The organism is Vibrio splendidus, assembly GCF_003345295.1.
Classification (GTDB): Bacteria; Pseudomonadota; Gammaproteobacteria; order Enterobacterales; family Vibrionaceae; genus Vibrio; species Vibrio splendidus_K.
Window position 1 is genome coordinate 46,947 of the sequence record NZ_CP031055.1, and the last position, 16,695, is coordinate 63,641.

General features: G+C 43.2%; 18 protein-coding genes. 17 read left to right on the forward strand and 1 reads right to left on the reverse strand.

The window, feature by feature from the left end:
• Positions 1-155: 155 nt before the first annotated feature.
• Positions 156-803 carry a LuxR C-terminal-related transcriptional regulator gene (locus tag DUN60_RS00190; RefSeq protein ID WP_017084684.1) on the reverse strand — a complete coding sequence of 216 codons (648 nt, stop codon included), beginning with the start codon at positions 801-803 and terminating at the stop codon, positions 156-158.
• 278 nt (positions 804-1,081) lie between these two features.
• Here DUN60_RS00190 and DUN60_RS00195 point away from each other — a divergent pair, with 278 nt between their 5' ends.
• The 17 genes from DUN60_RS00195 to DUN60_RS00275 all read left to right on the forward strand — a co-directional run bounded on the left by DUN60_RS00195 (position 1,082) and on the right by DUN60_RS00275 (position 16,693).
• On the forward strand, positions 1,082-1,636 hold the full coding sequence (locus DUN60_RS00195) for a single-stranded DNA-binding protein (RefSeq protein WP_114632926.1): 555 nt from the start codon (positions 1,082-1,084) through the stop codon (positions 1,634-1,636).
• A gap of 161 nt (positions 1,637-1,797) precedes the next feature.
• On the forward strand, positions 1,798-3,813 hold the full coding sequence (gene csrD, locus DUN60_RS00200; protein ID WP_054547883.1) for an RNase E specificity factor CsrD: 2,016 nt from the start codon (positions 1,798-1,800) through the stop codon (positions 3,811-3,813).
• Between the two features lie 2 nt (positions 3,814-3,815).
• Positions 3,816-5,258: a hypothetical protein gene (locus DUN60_RS00205; protein WP_054547882.1), complete on the forward strand. Its 1,443-nt coding sequence runs from the start codon at positions 3,816-3,818 to the stop codon at positions 5,256-5,258.
• Complete coding sequence (gene pilO, locus DUN60_RS00210; protein ID WP_065207160.1) at positions 5,258-5,905, forward strand: type 4a pilus biogenesis protein PilO; 648 nt, start codon at positions 5,258-5,260, stop codon at positions 5,903-5,905. The genes DUN60_RS00205 and pilO overlap by 1 nt, the downstream gene beginning before the upstream one ends.
• Positions 5,898-6,230 carry a hypothetical protein gene (locus DUN60_RS00215; protein WP_004735948.1) on the forward strand — a complete coding sequence of 111 codons (333 nt, stop codon included), beginning with the start codon at positions 5,898-5,900 and terminating at the stop codon, positions 6,228-6,230. Before pilO ends, DUN60_RS00215 begins: the two co-directional genes overlap by 8 nt.
• A 15-nt stretch (positions 6,231-6,245) precedes the next feature.
• Positions 6,246-7,913, forward strand: coding sequence for a pilus (MSHA type) biogenesis protein MshL (gene mshL, locus DUN60_RS00220; RefSeq protein ID WP_065207161.1), 1,668 nt, complete (start codon positions 6,246-6,248; stop codon positions 7,911-7,913).
• Between the two features lie 52 nt (positions 7,914-7,965).
• Complete coding sequence (locus DUN60_RS00225) at positions 7,966-8,805, forward strand: ExeA family protein (RefSeq protein ID WP_114632927.1); 840 nt, start codon at positions 7,966-7,968, stop codon at positions 8,803-8,805.
• Positions 8,806-8,807: 2 nt separating this feature from the next.
• Positions 8,808-9,959 carry a tetratricopeptide repeat protein gene (locus DUN60_RS00230; protein WP_114632928.1) on the forward strand — a complete coding sequence of 384 codons (1,152 nt, stop codon included), beginning with the start codon at positions 8,808-8,810 and terminating at the stop codon, positions 9,957-9,959.
• A complete protein-coding gene (gene mshE / locus DUN60_RS00235) occupies positions 9,949-11,673 on the forward strand; it encodes an MSHA fimbrial ATPase MshE (RefSeq protein ID WP_054541400.1) in 1,725 nt (574 codons plus the stop codon). Before DUN60_RS00230 ends, mshE begins: the two co-directional genes overlap by 11 nt.
• A 12-nt stretch (positions 11,674-11,685) precedes the next feature.
• A complete protein-coding gene (locus DUN60_RS00240) occupies positions 11,686-12,909 on the forward strand; it encodes a type II secretion system F family protein (RefSeq protein ID WP_114632929.1) in 1,224 nt (407 codons plus the stop codon).
• Between the two features lie 3 nt (positions 12,910-12,912).
• Positions 12,913-13,368 carry an MSHA biogenesis protein MshF gene (locus DUN60_RS00245; RefSeq protein WP_114632930.1) on the forward strand — a complete coding sequence of 152 codons (456 nt, stop codon included), beginning with the start codon at positions 12,913-12,915 and terminating at the stop codon, positions 13,366-13,368.
• Between the two features lie 79 nt (positions 13,369-13,447).
• Complete coding sequence (locus DUN60_RS00250) at positions 13,448-14,023, forward strand: prepilin-type N-terminal cleavage/methylation domain-containing protein (RefSeq protein ID WP_054547874.1); 576 nt, start codon at positions 13,448-13,450, stop codon at positions 14,021-14,023.
• A gap of 35 nt (positions 14,024-14,058) precedes the next feature.
• Positions 14,059-14,550 (forward strand): type II secretion system protein, encoded by a 492-nt coding sequence (locus tag DUN60_RS00255; protein WP_054547873.1) that lies wholly within the window; start codon positions 14,059-14,061, stop codon positions 14,548-14,550.
• Between the two features lie 131 nt (positions 14,551-14,681).
• Entirely contained in the window at positions 14,682-15,179 is a 498-nt protein-coding gene (locus tag DUN60_RS00260) for a type II secretion system protein (RefSeq protein WP_054547872.1), read from the forward strand.
• The gene (locus DUN60_RS00265) at positions 15,176-15,538 is read left to right on the forward strand and encodes a type IV pilus modification PilV family protein (RefSeq protein ID WP_054547871.1); all 363 of its coding nucleotides are present in this window, start codon (positions 15,176-15,178) and stop codon (positions 15,536-15,538) included. Before DUN60_RS00260 ends, DUN60_RS00265 begins: the two co-directional genes overlap by 4 nt.
• Positions 15,538-16,260 carry a PilW family protein gene (locus DUN60_RS00270; protein WP_114632931.1) on the forward strand — a complete coding sequence of 241 codons (723 nt, stop codon included), beginning with the start codon at positions 15,538-15,540 and terminating at the stop codon, positions 16,258-16,260. The genes DUN60_RS00265 and DUN60_RS00270 overlap by 1 nt, the downstream gene beginning before the upstream one ends.
• Positions 16,250-16,693: an MSHA biogenesis protein MshP gene (locus tag DUN60_RS00275; RefSeq protein WP_114632932.1), complete on the forward strand. Its 444-nt coding sequence runs from the start codon at positions 16,250-16,252 to the stop codon at positions 16,691-16,693. Before DUN60_RS00270 ends, DUN60_RS00275 begins: the two co-directional genes overlap by 11 nt.
• The last annotated feature ends 2 nt before the right edge of the window (positions 16,694-16,695 follow it).

Here is a 16,695-nt window from a genome sequence, read left to right on the forward strand (position 1 = left end):
TAAGACCCTTTATCTATAATAATTATGGATTCAACCTGAATGGTTGATATTTCTGAGGGCAACTCTAGCATAAGTTATGTCGAAAATTCAGCAACAATCCGTATGGTTCACTAGAGTTTTCCTCAAAATTATCGTCAGTTTAAGAGGCTGATCAATTATGCAAGCAAGTTCTGGTTTGCCCATGCAATAGCTTGGACTCTATTCTTAACGGCTAACTTACGAAATATTTGATAAAGATGAGATTTGACGGTGAATTCGCTAATAAACAAGTCATCGGCTATTTGCGTGTTTGATGAGCCTGATTGAAGGCAGCGAATCACTTGTAGCTCTCTAATGGTTAAGTCGACATTAGTAGGGGTGGTATTGGTGCTCACGATATTTCGATAGTAGAAGAGTAATTGGCTTGCCACTTTTCTAGGTAGCCAGTTGTCTCCATTAATGACCTCTTCAAGTCCCTTCGCTATTTTGGCTTTCTCTTCAGAGTTGTAAAAGAGACCTTTTAATACGCCAAACGTAATCAACTCCGATGTGGGAAGAGCTTTGGGGACATTGAATAAAATGATCTCATGATTTTTCCACATCACAGGTAGATTTGGATGAAGGTTGATTAATCGAGGCACCTCTTTGTAATCAACCAGTAAAATTCGGTTGCTCTGCTTTCGATCAAATAACATCAAATCGTCCGGTGTCATTTTGTAGAGAATAATAGATAAGTGCTTTTCTATCTCTTTTACATGTAGATAGGTGTCGTTTGGGTCGATGCACAGAAAATGCAAAGTGCGAGCGTATCGAGATTTTCTCATTGAAACGTCCTGTTTAAGTAGAATTAGATTCCACGTTGTCATGCAGGCCTTCGCTTCTCTACCGCCTTAATAGTGACTTGCGTTGAATATCAATTATCAAAGTAAATGAGTGGTTTGTAAGTGGAGAAAAAAGCAACATCGCTCTGAATATCATGATTTGTTACGTTTTTATTCTTTGTAGTGAGGCGAGAATAGGAATGCGATTTATCACTGCAGAAAAGCATGCTATTCTTGTGCGCTAAAATTTTCTGAGACTATGAATTTAGACGGAGCAAATCATGGCTAGCCGTGGAGTTAACAAAGTTATATTAGTGGGTAACCTAGGTAATGACCCTGAAATTCGTTACATGCCCAATGGCGGTGCAGTAGCGAACATTACCATTGCAACGTCAGAGTCATGGCGTGATAAAGCAACTGGCGAACAGCGTGAAAAAACAGAATGGCACCGTGTTGCTCTGTTTGGCAAGCTGGCGGAAGTTGCTGGTGAGTACCTACGTAAAGGTTCTCAAGTTTACATTGAAGGTCAACTTCAAACGCGTAAATGGCAAGATCAAAGCGGTCAAGATCGCTACACAACAGAAGTCGTTGTTCAAGGCTTCAACGGTGTAATGCAAATGCTTGGTGGTCGTGCTCAAGGCGGTGCTCCTGCTCAAGGTGGTATGGGTAACAACCAACAGCAAGGTAGTTGGGGTCAGCCACAACAGCCACAAGCACAGCAACAATACAGTGCTCCAGCTCAACAGCAGCCGAAAGCACCTCAACAAGCTCCTCAGCAGGCTCAACCTCAATATAATGAGCCGCCAATGGATTTTGATGATGACATCCCATTTTAAGCCCTGTTTTTAATATATTATAAAGACAGTATTAAATTGGAAAAAGCCGCGTTTATCGCGGCTTTTTGTTACCTAGAATTCTTAACGCTTTATTTACAACGTCAATTTATAGTATAAGTAGCAATACGGTATAATGTGAGTTGAAAAGGATTTCGTTATTCATGAGATATACCCCGACACTAAAATTGAGCACTCGATTGGTCGCATTTGTCACTGTGATAGTGATCAGTGCGATGTTCATTCTTTTTATTGGTGGCACACTTTCCTTTAAGCGTATCGGACAAGAATATTTAGATCATTATTTGGTTGGTATTGTCGACGTTGTAGATAAAGAGATGGAAGATCCTGACGCCGCGTATTCGATGCAGCGTTGGATGCCTAAGATGTTGCAGGCAAGCAATATTGTTGAGATGAAACTCTCGAACCAGACTGGCATCGTTTATCGATTCAAAGATACCTCCCCACAAATTGATCCCAATCGTCTTTATGAAAGAAGCTTCATTCTAGAGCGCAATGAAGGTTATCGAATCGAGTTTAAAGCATTGCCTCCTTATATTGGTTATAGCTACTCAATGGAAGCAATGTGGTCAATTACTTTGGCGGTTGCATTGATCCTTTTCTGTCTGGCTCGTGGTGTTCGTTGGTTGAAGGAACAGTTGATGGGTTCTGAGATCTTGGAAGAGCGAGGAAGAATGATCCTCGCTGGGCAAGTTGAGGCTCATGCAAAGGGAGATGAACTTGAATGGCCATACACGGCAAGTGAAGCCTTGGATGTCTTGATCGAAGAGCTGCAAGATGCTCGTCAAGAAAGAAGCCGCTTCGATACCTTTATCCGTACCCATACCTTCCTAGACAAACTCACAGGCACGGCAAACCGAGTCTTATTCGATAACAAGCTTGAATCGGCTTTGCATGAAAGCGGTGCTCGAGGTGGTGTGTTATTGATACGTATCGACGAATGGGAGCAAGTCCGTGATGCTAATGACAAGCAAATCACTGACGGCTTTATTATCGAAGTTGGCGAAGTATTGTCGAATATTGTTCAACGCTATCCTGATGTTATTTTTTCTCGTTATTACGATGCTGATTTTGCCGTATTTATTCCGCATCAAGGGGCTAAAGATATTGCTACCTTGGCGGCTCAGTGTTTAAGGCAGTTAGACAAGATAACCCCGCCGGAACCTTTAGATTCTGATAATTGGTGCCATATTGGCGTAACCATGTATACCGAAGGTGAGCGTCACAGTCAGATCATGGATGAAACGGAAACGGCATTAAAGAGTGCCCAGCTGGAGCGTATTAATAACTGGAGCCGTTACCCTAAGCAGAATACAAATGAGTTGGATAGAGGCAGTGTTCGTTGGAGAACATTATTGGATAAAGCGCTGCTTCCTGAAAATTTAGTAATCTTTGCTCAGCGATGTTATCTTATGCCGGAATCTGGTCAAGCCAATGAATTACATAGAGAAATATTCACTAGAATTCAGGACCCTGATAAAGGTTTATTGAAATCGTCTCGATTTATGCCTGCGGTAGAGCAAGTGGGTTATCAAGCTCAAATGGACCAATCGGTTCTAAAGGTTTTGTTGAAATCGCTGAAAGAGTCAACTCAGCCTCTCAACTATTCGGTGAATCTGAATGTTACTCCATTTGCGAATAAACAGCATTTTAAGTGGTTTAGAAGTGAGTTATTACAGCTCTCTGCTCAGCATCGCTCTCAGCTTGCGTTTGAGTTTCCTGAAGGGCACTTGATTGCCCACCTTGATTATATGAGACCGGTGGCAAAGATGCTGCGAGGTTTAGGGTGTAAAGTGGTGGTTGGCCAAGCTGGACGAACCATTGTTAGCACTCACTATATAAAGGACTTGAAGGTCAATTACATTAAGCTTCATCGAAGCTTAATAAAGAAAATCGATCAAAGGCATGAGAATCAACTGTTTGTCCGAAGCTTAATTGGGGCATGCGGTGATTCTCCAACTCAAGTTATTGCTGTTGGAGTCGAGACAAAACAAGAAAAGAACACCTTGATAGAGTTAGGCATTAACGGCTATCAAGGGAGATATTTCGACGAAGAACAACAGATTATCCCTTTGCCTAATCAAGCTGAAAAGGTCGCGAAAGCGGAATCTGTTGTGAAAGTTGGACGAAGAAATCGATGGCGTAAGAGTAGTAGTTAACAATGAATTTTAAAGCGATTTTAGACAAGATAAAGCCAACTAATAATAAAGGCAGCTCTCAAGTTGTCATGTTAGGCAACGATGCCATTTATATTTCATCGACAGAACAAGAACCTCAAGTAACTAGCATTCCCGTGGTTAATGGGGACTGGGAGAGTGCGCTAAAAAAATCGCTTAGCAGTGAGGCGTTTACTAGTAATAGCCTCCAGCTGATTGTCTGTGCTAACTACTACCAAACCTACCAAATTGATAAACCGGACATTCCAGAGAGTGAATGGTCGGTTGCCCTGCCTTTTTTACTCAAAGATCTTGTCTCTGAAAGAGTGACTGAAATTGTCGCGAGTGCGGTCGCGTTGCCGACGTCGAATAAGCTGCAAGTGTATGTTCTGCCTAAAAAGCTGTTAGACAAGCTTTTGAATATTGCTAATTCGGTTCAGGTTGAATTAATAGGTGTTGCTCCTGAAGATGAAATCTGGGGTTACAGTGCTGGCGAACTGTCTAATTTCATCCTTTTACAGCGCAGCGCCAATTCACACTTTAAGCTGGGTGCGTTTGTTGAAAATACCGTTTGCTTTCAAAGAACCATCCGTAGTGTTGTTCCACCTTTAACGGGTGTTGCATCAAGCGCTCTCCAGTTAGATGGCCTTGCTCTAGAACTCCAACGCTCGATTGATTACCTTTCTTCTCAAATTAAAGGTACTCAACTTCATCAGTTGAAAATCTGCTGTGATGAGGAAGATGAGTCTGAGTTACAAGGCGCGTTAAATAACACATTGAGTTCGACCGTTTCTCTGCTCGTTGAAGGTGAGCGTGATAATTCAGAGAGTTTGTTGGTTAAGCTTGCGGCTGAAAAAGAGGCTTTTAATGTCAATCTTTACCCTGAACATCTCAAGCCTAAGAAAGAATATTTTACGCTGACGAATGTTGTTGCGAGCTGGGGGCTCGTTTGTGTGCTGCTACTTGGTGGTTACTTTGTAATGCAGTATCAAGCTTCTAATCTAGATAAAACCCTAACAGCTTTGCAACATGACTCGAACCAGCTTAACAAGCAAGTTAACCAATTGAATAGTAAGTTAACTCAGCATAAACCGTCTCCAGAGAAAGTGGCGGCAGTTGCGCGTCTCAAACGTGAGACTCAGGCTAAAAAAGAGGCTTTGAAGGCGGTAGGACAATACGACGAATCACAACAAGTCGGGTATTCTGGCGTCATGAATTCCTTAGCTAAATTAGGCCGAAATGACATCTCTCTTTCGCACATCTACATGACTCACGAGACTTTAGATCTTAGTGGCTTTGCTCGTAACGCAAATGTGGTTCCTAACTGGATTGGTCAGTTTAAAAGTGAGCTTAATTTAGTTGGACGTGCTTTTGAAAAACTAAAAATTGGGCGCAATGATCAGGATGTGGTGACGTTTGAGCTAAGTACTCGCAGGGAGAGTAAATAATGCAGCAGTGGGACCAGCTCAGCGATAAGTTTCTTGCATTAAGTCAGAGAGAAAAATGGCTACTTTTCGTGTGTGGTTTTGTTGGCCTATCCATGCTGTTGTTCACCTTGTTGGTTGAGCCAGCGTATCTCGATTTACAGGCTAAAAATGCTAAGACGATGAATCTGACTCAGGCAAACCAGAGACAGCAAGGTGAGTTGCTCGTTCTTCAAGCTAAGTTAAACAAAGACCCAGACAAAGACATTAATCGAGAGTACAAAAAACTGCTGGTGGAGAGCCAAGATCTGTCACTTCAGCTTTCCCAGATTGTCGATGGACTGATCACGCCTTCTCAAATGTCTCAACTATTGGAGAGTGTTCTTAATGCCGGAAATGGACTTAAGCTCGAATCGCTAGAGTCGTTAAAACCAGAAGCAATTTCGAATAATCAAGAGACCAGTGAATATTCAGGCTACTTTCTTCACCCTGTAAGAATGGAATTAACGGGCAGTTACTTTGATATTTCCGCTTATCTTCAAGCGCTTGAGTCTCTTCCTGTCAGTTATTACTGGCGCACATTTCAGTATTCGGTTGAAGAATATCCTAAAGCTCGACTGGTGTTTGAGGTTTACACACTAGGTACTAGACAGGAGTTTATCGGTGGTTAGAACTCTTTTGTTGTCATTACTTTTTAGTAGCCAAATGGCTTGGGCCGAACAGGATCCTACGGCGCCATTAGGCTGGTTGACGCCACAACAAAAAACAACGTCAGCTAAAAAGGCACCAACTCGTTATCGCTTACCTTCTCTAGAAAGCATTGTGTGCAAAGGCGATACACCTTGCTATGCCATTATGAATGGTCAGATTCTCGGTCAAGGAGAAACGATCAGAGGGTACCGAGTTAAGAACATAGATCCAGAATACGTCACTCTGCAGAGAAGCTCTAAGCAGTGGAAATTAGAGATGTTCTCTTTAGATGTTAAGAATAATTAAGGTTAGAGTGAAGACATGCGTAAACTTGTAGTAGCAATCCTAGTGTCATCTTTAGTCGGCTGTTCGATGGGACATAGAGATCCCGTTGAGATCAAAGAGTCTTTAAACGAATCAATTAATGAAGCGAATAGCAAAGCGCTTCGTGATCTTCCTTCGTCGGTACAAGATGACCTGATGCCTCAGCTTAATTCGGATGCCATGTCTCCGGGTATGGAAACCGTTAAGCGTTTTCGTATTCAAGCTAAAGGTGTTGAAGCGAGAACCTTTTTTGCTAGCTTGGTAAAAGGCACTGAATACAGCGCGGCTATTCACCCAAGCGTTGCCGGGAAGCTGACTCTAAACCTGACAGATGTGACGTTAGACGAAGTGTTGGCTGTTGCTCAGGATATGTATGGCTACGATATAGAAAAACGCGGCAAAGTTATTCAGATTTATCCTGCTGGTCTACGCACAGTGACGATCCCAGTTGATTACTTACAAGTGAAGCGTTCAGGTCGTTCATTGACGACCATCACCACCGGAACGATCACGACTTCTGACTCTAATTCATCGAGCTCTTCAAGCTCGAACTCAAACTCGTCAAATTCATCCAACTCTTCTAACTCATCGAATTCTACATCGAACGGCGGTACAGAGATTGAAACGACCTCTGAAAGTGATTTCTGGCCACAGCTTGAAGCGGCAGTTGCTCACCTCATTGGTTCTGGTGACGGGCAGAGTGTTGTCGTGACCCCGCAAGCCAGTGTGATTACGGTTCGTGCTTACCCCGACGAAATTCGTGAGGTTCGAGAGTTCTTAGGTATTTCTCAGAAGCGTTTGCAGCGCCAAGTTATCTTGGAAGCCAAAATCATGGAAGTGACCTTAAGTGATGGCTATCAACAAGGCATCAACTGGACCAAGATGTTCTCGTCGAATGGTACTAACTATACGATAGGTATGGGCTCTATTGTTAAAGATGCCGCTGGTGCGATTATCCCAAGTACATTGCCAGGCATGGACCCAATCGGCGCTGCTTTAGGTGGTCAATCTAACCTTGTTGTCTCTGGTGGTAGCTTTGAGGCGGTATTGAGTTTCATGGGTACACAGGGTGACTTGAACGTCCTATCTAGCCCAAGGGTGACTGCTGCGAATAACCAAAAAGCAGTGATAAAAGTGGGTACCGACGAATACTACGTAACTGACTTATCAAGTGCAGTTGGTAGTGGTGATAACGCGAATGTGGCCCCTGAGGTTGAGTTAACCCCATTCTTCTCTGGTATTTCTCTGGATGTGACCCCTCAGATCGATGATAAAGGCAGTGTGTTTTTACATGTTCATCCTGCCGTTATTGAGGTTGCAGAAGAGGTGAAAGAGCTTAACCTTGGTTCAACTACAGGCATTGTTTCACTTCCATTGGCAAAAAGCTCTATTCGTGAATCTGACTCAGTGATTCGTGCGCAAGATGGTGATGTTGTGGTGATTGGTGGGTTAATGAAATCAAACACCAGTGATATCACGTCGAAAGTACCATTCCTTGGCGATATCCCAGCACTCGGTCATTTGTTCCGTAATACCAGTCAGTTGACGCAAAAAACTGAGTTAGTGATCTTACTAAAACCAACGATTGTTGGCGTGAATACTTGGCAAACTGAGTTAGAACGCTCTCGAGATCTGCTGCAGCAGTGGTTCCCTGATGAAGAGTAATCGCTTATTTTCTCAATGTAGATTGGCAGCATCTAACTAAGCTAGGTCACTTATGTATCAAGCTCACTTTGGTTTTGAACAACTGCCATTTACTTTAACGCCGAATACCGATTTATTTTATGGTTTAGCGCCTCATTTCGAAGCGATTCAAACGGTGATCTCGGCGTTAGAAATGGGCGAGGGCGTGATTAAGGTCACCGGAGAGGTTGGTACTGGAAAAACCATGGTTTGTCGGATGTTGGTCAATCACCTAAATGATTGTACTGCTCTTATTTACCTACCAAACCCTGTGCTCTCTGGTGTTGATTTACGCCAAGCCGTTGCTAAAGAGCTGGGTTTGACTATCGATAATGAAGCAACCTTAGTTGATAACATTCAGCATAAGCTCATTGAGTTACACAACTCAGGTTTAAGAGTGGTAGCGATTCTTGATGAGGCTCAAGCTCTATCGGATGAAGCTCTCGAAACATTAAGGTTGTTCGGTAACCTTGAAACTGAAGATAAAAAACTGCTGCAAATTGTTTTATTAGGGCAGCCTGAGTTGGATGCTCGATTAGAGGCTTATCACCTTAGGCAGTTTCGTCAAAGAATCACGTTTAGTTCAACACTGAGGCCGCTGACTCTCGATGAAACGGTGGCGTATATTGATAATCGGATTGCTAAATCTGGTGGTAATCCTGAATTGTTCAGTTTGAATCAAAAAAAGGCGATTTGTCGCTCCTCGTTAGGTATTCCAAGATTGATAAATCAACTATGCCATAAGGCTCTTTTGCTCTCGTTCAGTGAAGATAAGAAAAGTATCGACAACCAGCACCTGTTTTCAGCCATGCATGAAACTTACGATGTATGTAAGCCTAAATTTAAAACGCCAATACTGTGGGGTTGGAATTAATTATGAGCGTCATAAATAACGCCTTGTCTGAATTGGCAAAGAAAAAGTCAGTGACTTCGATTGAAGCGGCAGTGGTGCCTAAAGTGAAAACACGCTCCCCATTGGTTTGGTTGGTGGCTGGTTTCACTCTGAGCTTAGCGATGGGCGGTTGGGCAATATCACAAGGCCCAACCGTTGAACATTCAATCTCAACTCGAGATGCTCAAGTCCAGGTCTCTGTCGTAGAGAGTTCTGGAGAAATGCAGGATGTTGTCACTCAAACACTCTCATCGCCAACCAAGAAATTAGTGACGCTAGATTTAACGCCCCATTCAGCAGAAAACACAGTAGCGGCCAATAACGTTCAAGCTAAGCCACCGACAAGGTTGAGTACTTCTAAAACGACAACCCCTAACGTTACGCTTAAACCGTTAAGCACGGCTAAAGCGACTAATACTGACATTCCAAAGCCGATTTACGTTGCTAGCGTGGCAAAAAAAGATCCGGCTCCTATCTCTAATGAGAAAGAATCTTCTGACAGTTCAGAAAATAGCGAAATGTTGATTGAGCAGGTAGAGCTAACGCCTGAGCAATTATCAGTGAATGCACAAGGGCGAGCTCAGAAAGCACTTGATGCGAATGATCTTACTGGTGCTTTGAAAGGTTACACCGAAGCCTTGCGTTATACGCCACGAAATGAAGAGGTTCGCCAGAAACTCGCGATTCTCTATTTTGGCAAGGGTGACACTCGCAAAGCCTACGAGCTGTTTCAATCTGGTATCAAACTTAATATCAACAGCGAAAAGCTACGGTTGGGCTTATCTAAACTGCTGGTTAAAGCTAACCAAGCAGAAGCGGCTTTAAGCCCGTTAATCCACATGCCACCAAATCCTACTCAAGATTATTTGGCAATGCGTGCTGCATTGAGTCAAAAATCTCAGCAAGAAGACATCGCGCTCGAGAGTTATCAAAAGTTAGTCGAGGTTGATTCAGATAATGCTCGCTGGTGGCTTGGCCTTGCGATTCAACAAGAGCGTCAACTTGATTTTTCTGCTGCAAAAGAGTCATACCAAGGTGCCTTAACCAGAGTTGGAATCTCATCTCAATCGCAAAACTTTGTGCGTGACCGCTTAAACATAATCAAAGCTTTAGAGGAGAGTGGCGATGCAAATTAGATTAAGAAAAAGGCTAGGTGATTTGCTCGTCGAAGAGGGAATCATCACTGAGGCCCAAGTTGAACAAGCTCTTGCTGCTCAAAAAAGTACAGGTCGTAAGCTGGGTGATGCGCTGATTGAACTTGGTTTCTTATCAGAACAACAGATGTTGAGTTTCTTGTCCCAGCAACTCGCTATTCCTCTCATTGATTTAAGTCGAGCGGTTGTTGATGTTGAAGCGGTGCAGCTTTTACCTGAAGTACATGCTCGTCGCCTTCGTGCATTGGTGATTGGACGCCAAGGCGATACGTTACGTGTCGCAATGAGTGATCCTGCGGATCTGTTTGCTCAGGAATCATTACTTGGGCAACTAGGTGACTACGCGCTTGAGTTCGTTGTCGCTCAAGAAAGACAATTAGTGGATGGCTTTGATCGCTATTACCGCCGAACCAAAGAAATTGCGTCTTTCGCCGAGCAGCTTCATGCCGAACACCAAGTCAATGACGCCTTTGATTTTGATATTGCTGGTGAAGACAGTGACGAAGTGACGGTCGTTAAGCTGATCAACTCGTTATTTGAAGATGCAATCCAAGTCGGTGCATCTGATATTCATATTGAGCCAGATTCAAACGTATTGCGTCTTCGTCAGCGTATTGATGGCGTGCTGCATGAAACACTGCTGAATGAAGTCAATATTGCCTCTGCACTCGTACTGCGCTTGAAGTTAATGGCAAACCTCGATATCTCAGAGAAGCGTCTTCCTCAAGATGGTCGTTTTAATATTCGAGCCAAAGGCCAGTCGGTTGATATTCGTATGTCGACTATGCCTGTACAGCATGGTGAGTCTGTGGTTATGCGTCTTCTCAACCAATCAGCTGGCCTTCGTAAATTAGAGGCGTCAGGTATACCAAGTGATCTGTTGGTTCGACTTCGTCAACAGTTACGCCGTCCACATGGCATGATCTTGGTCACTGGCCCGACGGGTTCAGGTAAAACAACCACCCTCTATGGTGCGCTAAGCGAATTAAACGAGCCGGGCAAAAAGATTATTACCGCGGAAGATCCGGTGGAATACCGCCTTCCTCGAGTGAACCAAGTTCAGGTAAACCCTAAGATCAATCTCGATTTCTCTACTATCCTCAGAACTTTCCTTCGTCAGGATCCTGATATCATCCTTATTGGTGAGATGCGTGACCACGAAACCGTTGAGATTGGTTTGAGAGCCGCGCTGACGGGCCACTTAGTCTTAAGTACGCTGCATACCAACGATGCAGTAGACAGTGCGCTGCGTATGATGGACATGGGTGCTCCCGGTTATCTCGTGGCAAGTGCCGTGAGAGCGGTGGTGGCACAGCGATTAGTTCGTAAAGTGTGTACTGATTGTAAGGTTGAGGATGAGTTGGATGAACCTCGTAAACAGTGGTTGAGCGTACGTTTCCCTAATCAAGTGGCTGTACCATTCATGAAAGGTCGTGGTTGCCAGAACTGTAACCTAACCGGTTATCGCGGGCGTATTGGTGTATTTGAAATGTTGGAGCTAGAGCAAGACATGATGGATGCCCTCAGAGCGAATGACGCGGTTGGCTTTGCTCAAACGGCAAGGCGGTCTAAAAACTACAAACCGTTGTTGGCTTCTGCGATGGAGTTAGCTTTGCAAGGTGTCGTGAGCCTCGATGAGATCATGCACCTTGGTGAAGGCGATGCTTCCGGTGCCACAGACCCAATTTATCTGTAGGGGTAGACTAGTATGCCAACGTATCGTTATGTAGGTCGCAGTTCTGATGGCAGTCAAGTGACTGGTCAGTTGGATGCGAATAACGAAGATCTTGCCGCAGAAAGTTTGATGAGTAAGGGGATTATTCCCACCTCAATCAAGCTGGGTAAAAGTGGTGGTTCAGTCTTGGATATGGATGTATCTAGCCTGTTTTCCCCCAATGTTCCGCTTGAAGTCTTGGTTCTGTTTTGTCGACAGTTATACAGCCTAACCAAGGCAGGCGTACCACTATTAAGGTCGATGAAAGGTCTGACTCAAAATTGTGAAAATAAGCAGCTGAAAGCAGCGCTAGAAGAAGTGGTTGCTGAGCTAACCAATGGCCGTGGATTAGCAGCATCGATGCAGATGCATCCCAAGGTATTTAGCCCGCTGTTTGTCTCTATGATTGGGGTTGGTGAAAATACCGGTCGCTTAGACCAAGCTTTGCTGCAATTGGCTGGATACTATGAGCAAGAAGTAGAGACTCGCAAACGAATCAAGACTGCGATGCGTTATCCAACCTTTGTGATTAGCTTTATTTTGGTCGCGATGTTCATTCTCAATATTAAGGTTATTCCACAGTTCTCTAGTATGTTTGCGCGCTTTGGTGTCGACCTGCCGCTCCCAACTCGTATCTTAATTGGCATGTCGGAGTTCTTTGTTAATTACTGGGGCTTAATGCTCGCGGTTATCTTTGGTCTTATTTTTGCTTTCAAAGCATGGGTTAAGACAGACAAAGGATTGGAAAAGTGGGACAGGTTACGCTTAAAAATACCTGTGATTGGTGGGGTAGTGAATCGAGCGCTACTTTCGCGTTTTTCACGTACATTCGCCTTGATGCTAAAAGCCGGAGTACCACTGAACCAATCGCTGTCGTTGTCTGCGGAAGCGTTGGATAACCGATTCCTTGAGTTGAGAGTACAAGCTATGAAAGCCGCAATAGAAGCCGGTAGTACGGTTTCTTCAACAGCGATCAATAGCGAAATTTTCACCCCTCTGGTGATACAAATGATTTCGGTGGGTGAAGAAACCGGTCGTATTGATGAGTTGCTACTTGAGGTATCCGATTTTTATGATCGAGAAGTCGATTATGACTTAAAGACCTTAACCGCAAGGATCGAACCTATTTTATTGGTGGTTGTGGCTGGTATGGTGCTGATCTTAGCTCTGGGTATTTTCCTACCTATGTGGGGAATGCTGGATGCAATCAAAGGCTAGGGAATGCTAAATAACCTACAACGCTCACGTTTTGTTATTTGGAGTGTCGTTATTCTTTTTCTTATCGTGGGTGTGCTCTCTGCCTTTAAAACGGTAGAAGAAGAAGCGACTAATACGGCATTGATCGTCGCGAGCAAGCGGATTTTAGAGCAAGCAAATTTGTTCAAACAACAGTATTTGTTATCGGTTGCTAAGCAAGACAATGGCTCGGAACATCCTAAAAGTTATAGCCGAACAGGCTGGATAATGCCGATTCAAGGAGATGAGCGAGACTGTCATTATTGGCTTGAGGAATTGTACCCTCAAGAGAGCATTTTAGGGCTCAGTTCACCGAGTGTTGAAGATAAAAGTGATAACATACAGTTTCATTGTCGCTATCATTATAGTGATAAGTATCAGATAGATATATTGCTCAAAAAAGAAAGGTTTAGTGTGAAAGCCAATATTTTGGCTTTGTGAAAATATTGACAGTTTTTCTGTGGTTTTATACGTGTGCAAATGTATAATGCGCGTTAGCAATTAGATGAGTAGGTAGAAAATGCTTAAAAATCAAAAGGGTTTCTCCCTTGTCGAATTAGTCATCGTCATCGTGGTCGTTGGTTTATTGGCGGTCGCTGCTTTACCCCGCTTCCTCGACGTGACAGATGAGGCTAAAAAATCAAGCATTGAAGGTGTCGCTGGTGGTTTTGCAACCGCTGTTTTGTCGGCAAGAGCACAGTGGGAAGCTGAAGCTAGACCATCTGAGAAGATTGGTGTTGAAACATACAATACTGTAAATTATGATGGTGTTGATTTTTGGTTAACAAGATCAAAGAACAGTAACAATGTCGATACCGATTTTAGAGATGGCTACCCATGGACTCTGAACAACGATTCGAGCACTGCACCACAAGATATTTCAGATGAAACCTGTTCTGAGTTGATGGAAAACTTATTGCAAAATCCCCCTAAAGTAGGTGCGGTTTCAGATGTTGCTAGCGACTCAAATTACAAATATTCAGCGCAAGCGAATTCAGGTGATGCAACGTGTACTTACATTCAGTTAGAAGGTAATACCGAGCACCAATTTGTTTACGAAATTAAAACTGGTCGTGTGACCGTAACTTTGCAGTAAGTCTGCGTAAAATTAAACATAGAGAGAGCTTAACTATGAAAAGACAAGGCGGTTTCACCCTAATCGAACTAGTGGTTGTAATTGTTATTCTGGGTATTCTTGCTGTAACTGCGGCACCACGTTTCCTAAACTTGCAAGATGATGCTCGTGAGTCTTCGCTTCAAGGCCTGAAGGGAGCAATTGATAGTGCTGCTGGTATCGTTTATGGCAAAGCTGCTGTAGAGGGAGTTGAGTCTCAAGAGTACACAGCAACCCCAGCTCCTGCAGTAGAAGGGATTACAACTTCTTTTGGTTACCCAACAGCGGACGTTGATGGTATTGGTGCTGCTGTTGTTGGCTTATCTACAGACTGGTCTGTAACGGCTAGTACTGCAAATACCAGCATTACATACTCATTTGTAGGCACTAATGCGAACGCAGCGGCATGTATTGTTACTTATACGCAAGCTACTGGTACAACAGCTGCAAGTGCTGCAACTACTACAGTAATTTTAGGCTCAGCAGCTGATGGTTGCGGTGGTAATTAGATTTATGCTTTAGACCAGCTTCGGCTGGTCTTTTCTTTTGTATTCAACATGTTTTAACTGCAACTTTATTCTTTATCCTTCCGCATAGTAATTTATAATCTAGATACCCAAATTAACCATCAAAGGCTTATATGAATACAAAGCCAAACAAAGGTTTCACTTTAGTTGAATTGATTGTGGTGATTCTTTTACTTGCTATTATTTCAGCGACAGCTTTTAGTCGGTTTGGTGGTCGTCAAGTTTACGAATTGTATGCTCTTCAAGAACAGGCATCTTCTGTCATTCGACAAATTCAGCTCAATAGAATGCAATCTAACATGAACATGTCTGTGTCAGGTGCTGAAAGCTTACGTTTAGTGGCAGCGAACAATTGCATCGGTGCACAATCTGCTTGTGACAACACATCTGAAACAAGAAGTGATGTTATTTCTAGTGATGATTATAATTTCTCGTCTATACCTGCCTCTAGCTACACTTCTCCAATTGAATTCAACCTTTTAGGTAACCCTGAAAATACCGCCTCATCTGGTGTTCAAATTACCATCTCATCCAATAATAGTTCCGACAGAGCTTGGGTTTGTATCAATTCTCAAGGTTTTGTTTATCCAAGTAATCAGGAATGCCCATGAAGTACGTAAATAGTGGCTTTACGCTTATTGAGTCGATCATTGTTATTGTACTACTTGGTTTTGCAATGCTCGCATTTTCTACTTTTCTCGCACCACAATCCGCACTTTCTGGGCAAGTGAATTATTCCAACCGAGCCTCAGCATTAGGTCAAAGCATTATGACAGATCTTCTCGCTCGTGATTACGGGTCAGTAAGCTCTGGAACACCTATAGAGCTTGGCAGTACTTACACTAATTTTGATGTGGCGTTGATAGTTACCAACGATACACCGACCACGTCGATGCAGAAATTTACGCTAACAATTACCGCGAGCAATAATCCCCCTATCACTTTAGTCGCCTTTAAAGGGGAGTATTAATGAAGGATAAAGGGTTTACTCTAATAGAGATGATTTTGGCTATAGTCGTATCAAGTATTGTGTTGCTTGGTGTTGCGAATTTTACAGAGCTTGGTATGAGGGGCTACTTTGGTTCCGTAGAGCGTTTTCGACTACAAACGGAAGCTAGGTTTGTATTGGAAAAGCTTTCTCGTGAAGTGAGGCATGCTGTACCTAATTTGTTTCCAGCTTCAGTGAGTAGCGGTTGTGTATCATTCTATCCAATTGTTGATTCAGGTTTTTATGCCATTTCTGGAGCTGATATTAACTTCTTGGTTAGTGATACCGGAGCAACGAGTAGCTCATTACAATCCATGTCATTAGTAATAAACCCGACGCGTCCTCACACTGATATCAACGAATTAAACAATATATATCCTCTTAACAATGTTACTCCTCCTAGTGTATCTGCCGCCTATTTTTCTATTCCAAATGGTGCTAACACTCTTATCAGTGAATCTGTAGGCAAAAGGCACTACATTTTTGACTCGAATAACCTTGTGGAATATTGCTTTGCGAATAGTAATTTACTAACTCGTAATGGTGTCACAATAAGCGATCGAGTTATGAGTGAGAATAGTACCCTGAGTTATCAGCCTGCGGATGTTCAGAGTAATGGTGTTGTTGAGTTGATTCTCGAGTTTGCAGAAAATAATGAGTCCACAGTGTTTGAGCAAGAGATACAGGTGATAAATGTCCCGTAAATCAACCCAAAAAGGCAGTGCGCTAATCATGGTCATCTTTGTTATCGTAGTGCTTGGTTTCTTAGCAACAAGTTTGAGTCGAACTAGTTGGTCTGATAATGACTCAAACACCCGAGTGGTGCTAGGCACGCAAGCTTGGTTACTCAGCCATTCTGTTAATGAGTATGTGATGACGCAATTCTATCCCGATCCTGACCCACTATCTTCTTCTGCAGTCTCTACGGTTTGTACTGATCCTATGCCTGGACCTGTTATTACGGTGGCAAATGTGATAGTTGCTGAGTCCCCAATGAACTGCTCTCTTAACCAGCTACAATGTTCAAATCGGGGAGAGTTAGATGGCTTTGTTTTTTATGTCTTAGAGTCTTCGGTTATTTGCGGTTCTGGTGTGAGCGAAGTGCAACGTAATCAAGAGCTTTGGGTTAAGGAGTAAAC